Raw genomic sequence first — 13852 nt, 5'->3', positions numbered from 1 at the left:
ATAAACTCGGTGGAACCCTGAAAAATAGAATTATGACACAAACAACACTACATAAAAAAACTATATATCGATTTTCAGGTGGTACTTATAAGAATCTTCCACAACTAATAGTAATCGTTCTTTCAATTGTTTCCTTAGCGGTATTTCAAGACTTTTTAGAGTCCCAAAGAAATGGTTATTCATTTTATCTTAGTGAATCTATTTTATTTAAAACAGTTTGGTTTCTTTTTATTCCACAGTTAGCGCTCATAAAAAAAATCTTGAGTAATCAAAAAATTGACTCCTTTAGTAAAAAGGTATCTTTAATAGTACTATCCATTGCAATACACTTGATAGTTCTTACGTTGGTGTTTTCATTGTGTTCAATTATTTTCTTTAATGGTAGCTATAGCATTTACAAGATAGTAAGCTACACACTGGCAAACGATTTTTACAAACTTGTAATAGTTTACGCTGCTTTTGTTTTTATTCACAAGTACCTGTCAAATAAAATTCCTGAAAAAGTAACGTTAAACAATAAGATAGGTACCCAAAAAATAGTCATTGCCAATGGAAAAAAAAGAACAATTTTAGAAGTTAACGACATTTATAGAATTACTGCGGAAACACCTTATATTTCAATCCAACTTGAGGATAAGAAATATCTTCATACAGAAACACTGAAATCAATTTCAACCCAGTTGGATAACAGCATGTTTGTTAGAGTACATAGATCTACCATCGTGAATATGGACAAAGTGGTTTCGTTAAAATCCCGACTTAATGGTGATTACGATATCTTGTTAAAAAATGGTATTGAATTAAGATTGAGCAGAACTTATGCTGCCAATTTTAAGAGTATGTTTAAAAACACTCATCAGGTTAGCACATAAACTCCACGTCTTGAAACATGTAATTTCTTTTTGAGTATATCCAACATTAGTTTTGATTCAAAACAATTAATTATGGATTTTCAAAAAATGCAATTTCAATTTTTAAAGAAACTATGCTATCTCATCTTTTTGGTTACTCTGGTAGGGAATTTCACAAGCTGCAAAGGACAAACCAATACTATTTCACAGACAAAAGTATTTGCTAAAAAGAAAAAACTTGTTGGAGGTGGCTGTGATGGTTGCGAATTAATGTATGTGGGGATGCCGAAAAACATTACCGCAAGAGACACAAGTGCGGGTTGGACTGAAAAAGGTCAGAAACTCCTCAAAACGGGTACAGTTTATAAACTCGGGGGTAAAATTCCTGCACCAAACGTAATTATCTATTATTGGCAAACCGACAACAACGGGTATTATTCTCCAAAGGCAGGAATGGATGAAAGAGCAAAAAGACATGGACATATTAGGGGTTGGGTAAAAACTGATGAAAACGGAAACTATTCAATTTATACAATTCGTCCAAGTCCTTATCCCAATCGAGATGCACCTGCTCATATTCATATAGCGATCAAAGAACCGAATATTGATGACGAATATTACATCGATAGCTTTGTTTTTTCGGATGACAGATTGTTAACAAGGAAAAAAAGAGAACAATTTAAAAATCGAGGCGGAAGTGGAATTTTGAGGGTTTTAATAGATGGAGCTATGCAAATCGCAGAACACAATATTGTCTTAGGACTTAGTATTCCTAATTACCCAAAGGATAATCCGAATAAACTGAAATCAGGACTTGAAATCGGTGAAGAAATCCCTTCTTTTTCTCCATACCATGCATTTGGACCAGACAAAGGAACTACAACTTGCCCGGTATGTAAATACGGTAGATTTCACGGAATATTGTATTTTGTAGGCAATAAGCCTAATTGGGATAAAATTAAAAAATGGTTGTTTTTCTTAGAATCGGAAAGTGTACGTAGAAGTCATCATTTGAAAGTCTATTTTGTATATGGCAATAGCGTTGATTATAGCAAAAGGAATAGAAAAAAAGTGCTGGAAGAACTCGGGAATGAACTACAATTAGAACATACTGCATTGACATTTGTTCCATCATTTCATGACATAGAGAGTGAAATAAGATTAAACAGGATCAATCAAGAAGTAAAAAATACATTTATCATTTACAGGCATAGAACAATGGTTGATAAATTTGTCGACCTAGAACCAATTGAAGAAAATTACAAACGCATTTCTAAAACCTTAGACTATACGAAAAGTAAATATTTTAACCTTCCTGAACCGAAATACCATTAAAGAAGGGGAGTACATAAAAAGATTGATAGCAAATAGTTTTTTGACTACTCATTCGATCTGTTTCTTGTATTATGTATTATATACTAAGAATGGTAAAATCAGTACTCGTTACAGCGGATGTACAACACCATATCGAAAAATACTATCGTTTTACAAAGCACCTTGTTTAAGGTGTTTATTATGTTCAAGAGCAAGTAAACGAATTGAAGTCAATCTATAGAAATAATGAGTAAGGTTTTTTTAAAGTTATGAAAATTAAATAGGTATATCGGGGTGATTGCGGTTTTGCGTCTGAGAATTGGTCGTGGCATAATATTGTGCTGCTTAAAAAAATGGTTAAGGGATGTTAGAAGTGCTGTGTTATGATCAAAAGGGAATTTATAAACGGTAAAACTGCAGAATTTCCAGAATTATAATCTGGTAAAAGTTCATTGAACTTATTGTTGTAACTACTATTTATTCTATTTTAGCTGGAAAGAAAATGCTATGGTAGTACGTCGATTTTTATCTAAATTGGTAGTAGGGCGTATTTATTTGTTTATACATAAGCTGTGTATTCATAGTAAGAAATAGCAGTAATTATTTAAACGCGATTAATGGAAGAAAAGATTAAAAAATATTTAGCTGATTTAGAGAAAGAAAAAGGAATAAAGATTTTACTTGCCTGTGAGACGGGTTCGAGAGCATGGGGATTTCCATCACCTGATAGTGACTTTGATGTACGGATAATTTACAAACACGATAAGGACTGGTATTTAAGTCTGACTGAAGAAAAAGATACAATTGAACGCTTTTATGAGAACAATGATATCGATATTAGTGGTTGGGATTTAAGAAAAAGTTTGCGATTGATTTGGAAGTCAAACCCGTCTTTGCTCGAAAGAATTCAATCTCCGATTATTTATCACGTAGACAAAGAATTTCTAGCTGGAATTAATTCAATTGCCCAAAAGACCTATTCAAGAATTGCTACAATTCATCATTATTTGAGCATGGCCAAAAAGGCATTGAACGATGTTACAAGCTCAAAGGACTACAAACTGAAAAGGTTCTTTTACGCTCTTCGCGCATCAGTGGCTTGCTTATGGATCCTTGAAAAAGAGGGAATTCCACCGATTGAATTTGGAAAAATGATTAACGGATTAGACTTACCCGATACTGTAATAAATAGGATTAATGAACTTATTGAATTAAAGTCAACAATTGGTGAATCGTACTTACATCATGGAGAGCAAGATTTAATTAAGTTTATGGAGAGCTGTTTGGAAAGAGCAACTAACGAATCAAAAATCTTACCTGCTTCAAAGGGGCAAATAAGTGAATTAAATGAGTTTTTCCGCAACACATTAGGCTAAGCAATGACGATAGAAGATTTAAGAGAGAGAGGATTAATAATACTGGAATGTATTAGTGGAAGTAGAGCTTATGGGTTGGATACGCCTAGCTCAGACACAGACATTAAGGGAGTTTTTATTTTACCGAAAGAAGAATATTACGGATTAACCTACACTCCTCAAGTAAGCAATGAAACAAACGATATCGTTTTTTATGAATTTGGACGGTTTATGGAATTACTATCATTGAACAATCCAAATATTCTTGAATTACTCAATACACCCGAATCTTCCATAATTTACAAGCACCCATTTTTAAACGAAATAAATTCGGAACTGATTTTATCTAAGTTGTGTAACAACACCTTTGGAAAGTTTGCTTTATCACAGGTTAAAAAAGCAAAAGGTCTAAAAAAGAAAATAGTAAATCCAGTTGCAAAAGAGAGAAAAAGTGTACTGTCATTCTGTTTTGTAAACTATGACAAAGGAGCGATTCCCCTTTTAAAATATCTTGAGATTAAAGGTTGGCAACAAGAACATTGCGGATTAGTGAATATTCCACATATGAAAGATGTTTATGGATTGTACTATTCAGACCAACTTGGATTTAGTGGAGTATTAAGAGGAAAAGATTCAAATGATATTTGTTTAAGTTCAATTCCAAAAGGAACAGAACAAGAAGCTCTAATGTATTTCAATAGAAATGGATATTCAACCTACTGTAAAGAATATCGAGAATATTGGGATTGGGTAGATAAGAGAAACGATGACCGATATAAAAACACGAAAAGTCATGGAAAGAATTATGATTCAAAAAACATGATGCATGTATTCCGACTTTTAGAAATGGCTATTGAAATCGGAAATGAGCAAAGGGTTAATGTAGTAAGACCAAATCGTGATTTTCTACTCGATATTAAAGCGGGAAAATTTGAGTATGCGGAACTCTTAAATATGGCTGACCTGAAGCGAACTGAGATGGAATCAGCATTTGAAAGTTCTTCTTTGCCTCATAAACCCGATTTGGAGTTAATAAATGAATTAACCTATAGATTGAGAGATAAGTTTTATAAAGAAAGCGAATAAACGATGAAATGCTAACTTAAGATGTATATAATTTATGAGGGCTCAAGTGGGATAGGAGAGTATTGGCTCTCGCTCCAAATTCAGTAATGGAGCCTACGACTGTAGCCCACATTTCCTTAAGGAATTACATACCTACTGTTGTGGTACTTTTAAATAATGAAAATAAGACAAATAACACTATTGATTTTTGCTGTTATAGTAATCTTTTCGTGCAAAAAATATATCGATAAAGAGATAACTAACTATCAATATTTTGACAGGCAAATAGCTGATACCATTTCGACTGAAAAATTGAAAGCGGTAACAAATGAAGAAAATCTGCAATACGGAGTGAGAGTTGCATTTGTAAATGATAATAATGATACCGTAATTCCATTTGGAAAATATGCTTACTACGGAACCGATACCTTAGAATTCTATGCAAATGTTATTGAGCATCCTAATGATAGTACTTATGGAAGACAGGTTGCTATTGATAGAAATCAGAATATTTTGTTTGATATTGTAATGGTTGATAATGGACCAGAACCTTTCAATGAGGGATTAACTAGAGTTCTTCGAAATGGTAAAATGGGTTATGCAAACAAATATGGGCAAATAGTTATTCCTTGTGAATATGATTTTGCGAAATGGTTTGAAAATGGAAAAACCGAAGTGACTTATGATGCAAAAGAGTATTTGGATTTAGATAAGCATCGAAAAGTTGAAAGTGATGAATGGTTTATAATCGATAAAAAAGGAAGGAAATTAAAATAAACAAAACACACTGCAATTTACTATAAAATGAATAAGATTAATCTTCAATCAATAACTAAAGCAGAGAAGGGAACTGCAGAAAAGTATTGGTTCGAAAATGAGCATATTGGTTTAAAACGGACTCTTTTTCATAGAGTATATATTCCGTTAACACCTTTCAATTCAGGATTGGAATATGAAGAACAACCTGTAGAGACAACAATAGTTATAGAATGGCTCAATTTGAAATTGAAAAATCCTGACGACTTGCATAATCTTCATTTGAAAAATGCACCGGAAGATGAAACTGAAGTCTCAGTTTATATTGGAGATGTGCACAATCCTTGTGACATCCTTAGTATGCATTGGGCTAAAACGTCAGGGAATGAATATCGAGTATACGCTGAACTGATGATTGACTTTGAATACGAAGGAGTAGCTCAAAATGAATATTTTAATTTTGAAACGACCGTTGAACTTAATACTAAGACAAAGAATACGTACTAAGCACAAAAAGGTATGTAAACCGTTACATAGTATTTACTACAAAGCACCTTGTTTAAGGTGTTTTTTCATTCTCTATATTAGATAATTGTTATTAAAATATAACAGAACAAATGATAATAATGATGAACAACAGTAAAAAAATCTTCCAACCATTTTTAGTGGTTGAAAGAAAATCTATAACCAACTCTAGTAACCATTCCATGATTTTATAAATAAAGTGTGGTTAAAAAATAAAAGCGTAGGAGCTAAAAAAATCTTTTTCATAGATGTAAAAATAATTAAAATGAATGAATTAAAATAGTAAGTTTTTAAAACCTCTAAAAACTGAAAAAGAACAATTTCGTTAAATTATATCCATATTTTTATAGTGGAATATCGTTTTAATTTCATGAACAGAGAAGAGAAATAAAATAGAATGCACTACTTTTATGGAATGAATACTCCCATCCAAACGCTGGCCACCTTTTTTGAAACTGAATATCCTTTGAATAAGCATGGGTTAGAAGCGTTATTCGCACTTTTTGAATCCAAAACTGTAAAAAAAGGGACATCTTTGCTAACGGTAGGGAAGGAAGAACAACATCTTCGCTTTTTGTACCAAGGGCAGGTTCGTGAATACTACAGTACCTCCGAAAAAGAAACCAATATTAATTTCTATACCCGGCCCCAGTTCATTTCAGATCTGACTTCTTTTACTTTAGATACACCTACAATTAAACAACAGGAAGCCCTTTCTGATATCCAATATTTAGTGGTCGGTAAAGCAGATTTCCGAAAATTGCTCGCAGAATACCAGTGTGGTAATTCATTTATTGAGCTGTCATTTCAAAAACTCCTGAAGCAGAAAGAGCTCTTGGAGTACAATCGCGTTACAAAATCACCTGAAGATCTGTACAAAGAACTAATGATGTATAAAACTCATTGGTTAGAAACCATACCACAGTATCACATAGCTTCGTATTTAAATATTACACCAGAAACATTGAGCAGAATACGAAAACGGATTTCTTGATTTGAATCAATGCAGGTGTTGCGCAGAGTTTTGAATTTTGTGTTTTAATAGTTAAACACATGAAAATACAACATTTTAGAAACGCAACCATGGTAGTGGAATTTGAAGATATCGTATTATTAATTGATCCTATGTTGGGGGCTAAGGGCAGTTTGCCGCCCTTCTCTTTTTTTCGTTTTCGGGCAAAACGAAATCCTATAGTAGCGCTCCCTGAGATTTGTAATGATACTTTAAACAGAGTTACACATTGTCTTATTACACATTTGCATCCAGATCATTTAGATGCTCAAGGAGAAACCTTTATACGTGATAAGCAGATTCCTGTGATTTGTAGTGTTAAGGATGAAAAAGAACTGAAAAAAAGAGGATTGCAGGTGTTTACTACAGTCCGTTACTGGGAAAAGACATCATTGTTATCGGGGACTGTTGAAGGTATTCCTGCTCGTCATGGATATGGCTTTGTAGCCAAACCTGCAGGAAATGTAATGGGGTTCTTTCTTCGTTTTCCAGGCCAGCCAACAGTATATTTGAGTTCGGATACCATTTATACCGAGGATGTAGATAAAGTTCTTACTTCCTACCGTCCTGATATTAGCGTAGTAGCCGCAGGTTCCGCACAATTTGATATTTTTAAGCCACTTTTAATGACGACTGATGATGTACTCCGTTTTATAAGGGTTGCTCCTGGCATGGTGATCGCAAATCATATGGAGGCCGTGAATCACTGCCCTACTAAAAGAACTGATTTAAGTGCAATGATTACCAGTAAAGGAATGGCACACAAGGTTTGGATTCCAGAAGATGGAGCGATGAGAGAGTTTTGATAGGAAACCGAATACAGTACTTATTTATAGTAAGAAGTTGAAAGTTAGTACGACGACTCTGTTGGAGTACTAACTTATTTTTTTTAGTAAGGCCACCAAATCAACTTCGGGCGACAGTTTCATTTTTTTTCGAAGCCTACTTCTGCTAATGTATACCGACCGAACTTCGATTCCTTGAATCATGGCAATTTCTTTCGAGGTAAAATCCAGTTTAATCAACGAACACAACTTTAATTCATTTTTAGAAAGTTTCGGATATTTTTCTAATAGATTGTCATAAAACTCATTATTTAGTACATCTATCTTTTGTTGGTAGGCAACTCGGTTGTTTTCTATAGAAGTTTTTGTTTTTATTTCATTGATGAGTTCGTTGTAATATTTATTTTTGGTTTGCCCTTTGGCACCTTGTATTTTCTTTAAATTTTGAATCAAATAGTCTCGCCATTTTATGTTTTCCGTGATAGAATTGGCGAGATCAACAAGATCCTTTTGCTTGTTGGCTATTTTGGATTCTAGAAGTTGGTTTTCTAGTTGGATTTTTTCTTTTTCTCGTTTATTGTTAATCCGTTGTTCTCGGATTTTAACAATGCTAATCACACTGGTGCCCATGAGCAGTAGATATAGGCCGTATGCCCAGTAGGTTTGATACCACGGAGGTCGAATGTTGATAGCTAAACTCGTGAAATGTTCATTCCACAATCCATCGCTATTTGCTGTTTTTAATTTTAAATGATAGACGCCAGGAGCAATATTCAGATAATTGGCTCGATTGTCGGTGGTGGTATGGACCCAAGGCTGTTCAGAACCTTCTAAATAGTAACTAAAAGTATTTTTGAAAGGAGCAGTATATTCAGTGGCAGCAAAGGAAAAACTCAGACTGTTTTCACGGTATTCGAGCTGCAAGTTTTGCAGGTATTCAGGAGCGATACTGTCGTGTAATTTGATATTGTTGATGGCTATATCAGTTATCATAGCTTTGGGGAGCGTAGTATTGTCTTTTACGTCTTTTGGATGAAAACTATTCAGCCCGTTCGTTCCACCAAAATATAGTTGCCCTTTTTTATTTTGTGCATAGGCAAAAGTATTGAATTCATTGCCTTGTAATCCGTCGTTTTTGGTAAAATGTTTATACTGTTGTGTTACCTTGTCATACCTAATAAGTCCGTTGTTACTACTGAGCCACAAGAAATTTTCTGTATCCTCAAGGATGCCGTAAATCGTAGCATCTGGAAATTCAGGGGTAGTGTTTATTTTGGTAAAACTCTCTTTTTCTGTATCAAAATTGTACAATCCTCCTCCCTTAGTACCAATCCAGAGCTGAGTAGGTGAGTTCGTATCGCGATGAATGGCACTAATTTTATTGTTGGTGAGTACCGTATTTTTTCGAGTATATACTTTATGGGTGAATGTTTGCTGGTTTCTTTGAATGGCTAGCAGACCTTGGTCAGCGCCCAGCCAAATTGTCGATGGAGAACTTAGAGTTAAACAAAGCCAGTCGTAGGCCAAACCGTGGTCGTATTGAATCCATTTTTTTTGGAGCATATTTATCACAATGATCTTTGTCCCAAGGGCAAGAACGAGTTCTTGGTGGTCAGGTGTAAAAGCGAACAATCGTATGTGGTACTGAAAATCTATCGGAATCTTTAAAAACGGGGTAAACCCAGTAGCAGATTCTCTGTATAATTCAATTAGGGTAGGCGTGATGGTCGCTGACCATAATTCGTTATTTGTTGTGTTTTGAAGAAAGAGGAGTTCCCGATGATTTTTAGCAAAGGATTTGATTTTTTGAACTTCTCTTTTATTATTTCCAGGAACAATGAGTTTGGATTCGTTCATTGGATTGTAAATAAAAACGGTCCCTGATTGCGAAACAAAAGGCTTAGCATAGATAGAAACACCTTCAAAATGATGCTGAATAGCCATTTTTCGCTGGTTTAGTTTCATGATGCCATAACCTGTCGTTCCAATCCAAATATTTCCTGAGTTATCTTCCAGTACATTGTAAAATCCTGTTTTTGGGGTAAGGATGGAATGCTCTGCTTGTTGAGGTTGAAATTGGCCAGTTTGCACCGAAGTAATATCGAACAATAGGTAACGATCATTGGTGCTAAGCAAGAGCTTTTTAGCTTTAGGGAGTCCAAGGGCATTGTTGATTTTATAGGGAATTGGAATTTTTTGCCATCGAGATGCTTTCCACAGGTAAATAGCGGAATCTGTATAAGCAATAATACAATTTTCAAGAACCGCATAGCCTATTTTCATTTCTGACGGAATGGGATATTCGAACAATGGTGGTAGCGCTTGAAATTGCTCATTAGATACATTGAACAATTGCAATTCTTTATGATCACCTACTTGTCGGAAGAGCACCATAGTATTTTTAAAAGACCTAAGTTTGAAATAAGGATTAACAGAAGCTCCTATAAGTTTCTCAATAGAAAAACTGCTAATAGCATTCTCACCTATTAAATTGCCTTTTTGTGTTAAGCTAAGTTTATGAAGCCCTAAAGCGGTGTCAGCCACCCAAAAGGTGGTGTCGTCTACTTTAAAGATATCTCCAATTCCAAACTTTAACTTAAAAGGGTAAAATGAGTCGTATTTTGGCAGGTAAAGATATAGGTCGCCTTCCGTTCCAATCAATAAAAAATCGGTACTTCCGGTAATACTTCGTATTTGTTCGTTTTGAAGGTTGGTAATATCAATATTAGAATCTCGAAAATGCTTAAAATGCCTTCCATCGTATCGGTTGAGGCCAGCTTTAGTTCCAAACCACAAAAAGCCATTAGCATCTTGGTGCATTGCGGAAATGAATCCTTGCGACAGGCCATTCTCAATGGTGAGCCATTCAGGAGTAATCGATTTCTGTGCCCAAACATTAGTGCATAGCAATATGAGTAGAAAGCAGCCAAAAAAAGAATGGGAATTCTTGATATTTATATGGAAATTATATGACATAAAGCATCATAAATTAGTAAATCAAACGGATGCAAAGATACTACCTTTGTGTAAGTTACTACTTTTTTTGCAGCCTAGAAAATGAAATTTACGGTTACTATTTTTTTAGGTTAATGTGTTGTTATTCTAGGTATTGTGTATGGGTTGTATATGTAATGTATACAGTGTTTATTTGTCGAGATAAACGAGCTTAACTAACTTTGATTTGTGAATTGTAAATGCGAGTTTATACAAATGGTATTTAGAATCATAAGGGAGATTTAAACGAAAGAAACCAGCCTTACTACGGGCTGGTTTTTTAGTGTTCTGATTACACATGAGTAAAAACTTTCGATGCTATTTTCCAAGAACCCCCAAAGTGCACTAGATGAAGTACATCGTAATAATTGTATTCATAGAGTGGTACCTGTACAGTTGCGGTCGCAATGTTTTTTGTGACGGAAATAGTGTGCGTTTGCATCGAAAATTGTTGTTGTTGGGCTTTGGGACTAGTTCTTTTTCGCACATCTTCTAGGTAGTCTTTAAATGACTTATAGTATAGGGTTCCCTTTTTATCTCCCATAATGAAAGGATTTGAAATAAATACCGATTGGAGACTTTTAGTATTTCCTTCGTGTAATGCTAAGAAGTAATTGTTGAGAACTTCTTGAATTTCTTTGATAGAATTTTTCATAAAGGTAGTTCAGAGGTTAAGCTAGCGTTGTATCCCCAATTATCAAGAGGTATTTCTTCGATGACGATGTGAGTGGTTTTGGGATCTTTTTTCAGTGTTTCGGTCAGTAAATCTGTCACCCCTTTTACAAGAACGGATTTCTGTTGCTTAGTGACGTTTGTGTCGGTAATTTTGATAGTTACAAATGGCATATCGATTTAGAATTTTAAATTAAGCTTAAACTTGCCTGGTCCCAGTATTGCAATACTTAGGAAGCCAGTTAAATAGAGTACCTGTAACTCTACAGCCCATCCTCCAAAAGCATTTAGCTCAGTGAGTTCCTGACTGTGAGAAATAAGGATGGCTAGAATTAGGTTTATTACAATAATCATTGCTGCAAAACGAGCTTTGATACCAGAAAGAACAGCAATTGGAGCTATGATTTCCGATATAAATACGAGGTAAGCCAAACTACCAGGAAGTGAAATGGAAGCGAGTGCCGATTTGATAAAGTTGTAATCACTGGTAAAATTTGCAAAGCCATGAAATAGCAGTAGTGCACTGAATATGGTGCGAATTAGTAATATCCCTGAAGATATTCTGATAGTTTCTTTCATAAATAATTGGTTTAGATTCAGAAACAAAATTCCTCAATCTCCAATCAAACTGCCTTGACCAATCGCACTAAAAATATGTGAGTTAAATCACGTATGAATTATTTATGTTTTTGTTGAAGTCTACTCAAGGTTTCTCTTGAAACTCCGAGATAGGCCGCTATTAATTTTTTGGATACGCGCTGAAAAAGTGAAGGATATTGTTGCAGAAGCTGATAGTATCGTTCTTCGGTGCTGTCTTTAAGTAAAGACAGAATTCTATTTTGTAATGCAATTCTCCCAAACTTGCTTTTTTTTGCCCAAAAGCGTTCCATTTTATGAGATGTTCTAGTGAGTTGTTCTCTATCCTCTCGAGTTATATAATACAATTCAACATCTTCGACACAATCGATGTATAGTTTGGATGGTGTCTGCTTTATAAATGATTCATAGTCGGTAATCCACCAATTTTCCATGGCAAATGACAAGATATGCTCTTTCCCGTTGAGGTCGTAAAAGCAACTTTTTACACAGCCCTTGATTACCCAGTATTCACGTGAAGCAATTTCGTCTTCTTGTAATAAGTATTGATGTTTCCTTTTCTTAGTATGGGTAAAGAAGCTAGCGATATAGTCGAATTCAGTATCAGTTAAGGGAATGATTTCTTCGAGATGTGCTCGTAGCGGATGAGATGACTTATTTACAGGCATTAGGTATGGTGCTTTTTTAGTTGGTAATTGATTGTAAATCTTTGATATGTAGGTGTTATTGCATAAGGCGTGACTTCTTGTTATTGCTTGGTAGCTTGAAGTTTTTGGCCGTTAAGGGCTAAAAACAAGAGGAAGTCGTGGTTTCTCGGTTCAATAAGCATGTGGTGTCTTGTATGCAAATCGGAGTTTAAATATAAACATAGGTGGATTTTAGTAGGCAGTGTTACAGTCCTTCATTAGTTTTTACGGTGAAGTATAGTAGGTTAAGGGTAGCAAGGTAATAACATTATGAGGTATTTCACGTAAATTAGGTTACATTCCTAGTAAGGGCAGTTGTTTTACTTTGTGATACCGAAGGGTAGTTCGGATACAGTATTTGGCAACTTCCTCAGGAAAGGGTTCATCTAATTTAAAAATAATGGCACGTGTTCCTTCGTAGTGCAGACGGTTACCAAATACCGATTTAAAAGTAGGAATAAGTTTGCTCGTACATTGGAAATAGAGTTGGTATTGGTCGGGAAATTTCTCCTTCCAATCCATACGAAGAGTGCTCCCTATGGGCGTTATAAAACTCGGCTCTCCCCATTTTAGTGTTTCTTGTAATTCAACTACATCCTCTAATTCGATGGCTGTTTGTACAATGAGTTCACGTAACGACTGCAGTTGCGGTTGTACAAAAGTCGGATAGCGTTCAAAAGTAATGATTACTCGTGGATCGGTAATTATTTTTAATTGGTTCATGAGAACTGCGTTTACTGTTGTAAGATACTTAGAAAGGAATTTATTTCCTATAATGGGGTGCCCAGAATTAAGAGGGTAGTGTTAACTTGTTCGCAAGGTGTTTTCCACCACCAGTAGTTAGCTTCTGGCCCGAAGGAAGGCTCACAAGTTATACATTGTCCGTAAATTGCGAAAGAGGCAAGTAAAAATCCTGAGCCCATGGCCATGCGCTTAAGCTGGCGGAAGTGCTCTCTTTTTAATAAAAGTTTAGATATATGCCTAAGGATTAAAAATATGAGTAACCAAAAAAGAGTATTCATAAGGAGTCCAAGAATACTGTAATGAAAAGTCATAGAACTACCAAGTGAAAATTTTTTGCTTACGAATGGAGCCCCGAAATGAACAGGTGTTTCAGGTTCACAGTTATAACTGGAAGAAAATCCCACTAAAGGTTCAAGAGCAAAACCGTATGCTATAATAATTAGTAAAAGAAATTTTAAAGAGGTGTATCCCCATCGAATACCAATAGCTTTCATTA

15 protein-coding genes are annotated in these 13852 nt (G+C 34.9%); 8 read left to right on the top strand and 7 right to left on the bottom strand.

Features of this window, described 5'->3' with window-relative positions:
- Positions 1–32: 32 nt before the first annotated feature.
- The 8 genes from ACXAG7_RS06800 (at position 33) to ACXAG7_RS06765 (ending at position 7684) form a co-directional block, all read left to right on the top strand.
- Positions 33–872 carry a LytR/AlgR family response regulator transcription factor gene (locus ACXAG7_RS06800; protein ID WP_476666412.1) on the top strand — a complete coding sequence of 280 codons (840 nt, stop codon included), beginning with the start codon at positions 33–35 and terminating at the stop codon, positions 870–872.
- A 72-nt stretch (positions 873–944) separates the two neighbouring features.
- Positions 945–2186: a dioxygenase family protein gene (locus ACXAG7_RS06795; RefSeq protein WP_476666411.1), complete on the top strand. Its 1242-nt coding sequence runs from the start codon at positions 945–947 to the stop codon at positions 2184–2186.
- A 596-nt stretch (positions 2187–2782) separates the two neighbouring features.
- Positions 2783–3541, top strand: a complete 759-nt coding sequence (locus ACXAG7_RS06790) for a nucleotidyltransferase domain-containing protein (protein ID WP_476666410.1) — start codon at positions 2783–2785, stop codon at positions 3539–3541.
- A 3-nt stretch (positions 3542–3544) separates the two neighbouring features.
- On the top strand, positions 3545–4606 hold the full coding sequence (locus ACXAG7_RS06785; protein WP_476666409.1) for a DNA polymerase beta superfamily protein: 1062 nt from the start codon (positions 3545–3547) through the stop codon (positions 4604–4606).
- Between the two features lie 156 nt (positions 4607–4762).
- On the top strand, positions 4763–5362 hold the full coding sequence (locus ACXAG7_RS06780; RefSeq protein WP_476666408.1) for a WG repeat-containing protein: 600 nt from the start codon (positions 4763–4765) through the stop codon (positions 5360–5362).
- A gap of 27 nt (positions 5363–5389) precedes the next feature.
- Positions 5390–5848 carry a hypothetical protein gene (locus tag ACXAG7_RS06775; protein WP_476666407.1) on the top strand — a complete coding sequence of 153 codons (459 nt, stop codon included), beginning with the start codon at positions 5390–5392 and terminating at the stop codon, positions 5846–5848.
- A gap of 415 nt (positions 5849–6263) precedes the next feature.
- Entirely contained in the window at positions 6264–6860 is a 597-nt protein-coding gene (locus ACXAG7_RS06770; protein ID WP_476666406.1) for a Crp/Fnr family transcriptional regulator, read from the top strand.
- 59 nt (positions 6861–6919) lie between these two features.
- Positions 6920–7684 (top strand): MBL fold metallo-hydrolase, encoded by a 765-nt coding sequence (locus tag ACXAG7_RS06765; RefSeq protein ID WP_476666405.1) that lies wholly within the window; start codon positions 6920–6922, stop codon positions 7682–7684.
- Positions 7685–7753: 69 nt separating this feature from the next.
- On the opposite strand, the gene ACXAG7_RS06760 is transcribed toward ACXAG7_RS06765, so the two are convergent.
- The 7 genes from ACXAG7_RS06760 to ACXAG7_RS06730 all read right to left on the bottom strand — a co-directional run bounded on the left by ACXAG7_RS06760 (position 7754) and on the right by ACXAG7_RS06730 (position 13850).
- On the bottom strand, positions 7754–10639 hold the full coding sequence (locus ACXAG7_RS06760; RefSeq protein WP_476666404.1) for a ligand-binding sensor domain-containing protein: 2886 nt from the start codon (positions 10637–10639) through the stop codon (positions 7754–7756).
- A 310-nt stretch (positions 10640–10949) separates the two neighbouring features.
- Positions 10950–11312 carry a nuclear transport factor 2 family protein gene (locus ACXAG7_RS06755; RefSeq protein ID WP_476666403.1) on the bottom strand — a complete coding sequence of 121 codons (363 nt, stop codon included), beginning with the start codon at positions 11310–11312 and terminating at the stop codon, positions 10950–10952.
- Entirely contained in the window at positions 11309–11503 is a 195-nt protein-coding gene (locus tag ACXAG7_RS06750; RefSeq protein ID WP_408043364.1) for a tautomerase family protein, read from the bottom strand. The genes ACXAG7_RS06755 and ACXAG7_RS06750 overlap by 4 nt, the downstream gene beginning before the upstream one ends.
- A gap of 6 nt (positions 11504–11509) precedes the next feature.
- The gene (locus ACXAG7_RS06745) at positions 11510–11908 is read right to left on the bottom strand and encodes a DoxX family protein (protein WP_408043365.1); all 399 of its coding nucleotides are present in this window, start codon (positions 11906–11908) and stop codon (positions 11510–11512) included.
- A 98-nt stretch (positions 11909–12006) separates the two neighbouring features.
- Complete coding sequence (locus ACXAG7_RS06740; RefSeq protein ID WP_476666402.1) at positions 12007–12594, bottom strand: Crp/Fnr family transcriptional regulator; 588 nt, start codon at positions 12592–12594, stop codon at positions 12007–12009.
- Positions 12595–12906: 312 nt separating this feature from the next.
- Complete coding sequence (locus ACXAG7_RS06735; protein WP_476666401.1) at positions 12907–13335, bottom strand: DUF1801 domain-containing protein; 429 nt, start codon at positions 13333–13335, stop codon at positions 12907–12909.
- A gap of 47 nt (positions 13336–13382) precedes the next feature.
- On the bottom strand, positions 13383–13850 hold the full coding sequence (locus ACXAG7_RS06730; RefSeq protein WP_476666400.1) for a hypothetical protein: 468 nt from the start codon (positions 13848–13850) through the stop codon (positions 13383–13385).
- Between the last annotated feature and the right edge of the window lie 2 nt (positions 13851–13852).

The organism is Tenacibaculum sp. AWR4_210 (genome assembly GCF_056160945.1).
The sequence above is the reverse complement of the archived record's forward strand: the minus strand, read 5'-3'. Positions and strand labels throughout refer to the sequence as shown.